We start from the raw sequence: 824 nt of genomic DNA on the forward strand, positions 1-824 counted from the left end.
AACGGCACTGTTGCAAAGTTAGCGATGAGGCAGCCTTTTGTCTTATTCAAAGGCCTTACATTTCAAAAACTCTGCTTACCAGGCGCTTTTCGCCCAGGGGATCACCATAATAAAATGCTGAGGCCTGGCCTTTGCGTAGTGCACGCATCACCTCAATACCTTTGATGGTGGCGTAAGCCGTCTTCATGGATTTAAATCCCAGCGTGGCGCCGATTATCCGTTTCAGTTTGCCATGATCGCATTCAATCACGTTGTTCCGGTACTTAATCTGTCGGTGTTCAACGTCAGACGGGCACCGGCCTTCGCGTTTGAGCAGAGCAAGCGCGCGACCATAGGCGGGCGCTTTATCCGTGTTGATGAATCGCGGGATCTGCCACTTCTTCACGTTGTTGAGGATTTTACCCAGAAACCGGTATGCAGCTTTGCTGTTACGACGGGAGGAGAGATAAAAATCGACAGTGCGGCCCCGGCTGTCGACGGCCCGGTACAGATACGCCCAGCGGCCATTGACCTTCACGTAGGTTTCATCCATGTGCCACGGGCAAAGATCGGAAGGGTTACGCCAGTACCAGCGCAGCCGTTTTTCCATTTCAGGCGCATAACGCTGAACCCAGCGGTAAATCGTGGAGTGATCGACATTCACTCCGCGTTCAGCCAGCATCTCCTGCAGCTCACGGTAACTGATGCCGTATTTGCAGTACCAGCGTACGGCCCACAGAATGATGTCACGCTGAAAATGCCGGCCTTTGAATGGGTTCATGTGCAGCTCCATCAGCAAAAGGGGATGATAAGTTTATCACCACCGACTATTTGCAACAGTGCCC

1 protein-coding gene is annotated in these 824 nt (G+C 52.4%); it reads right to left on the bottom strand.

Going from position 1 to position 824, the window contains the following annotated elements:
• Positions 1 to 55: 55 nt before the first annotated feature.
• Positions 56 to 760 (bottom strand): IS6-like element IS26 family transposase, encoded by a 705-nt coding sequence (locus N6G83_RS54390; protein WP_045347821.1) that lies wholly within the window; start codon positions 758 to 760, stop codon positions 56 to 58.
• Positions 761 to 824 lie beyond the last annotated feature (64 nt).

This window comes from Serratia sp. PL7 (assembly GCF_945957435.1).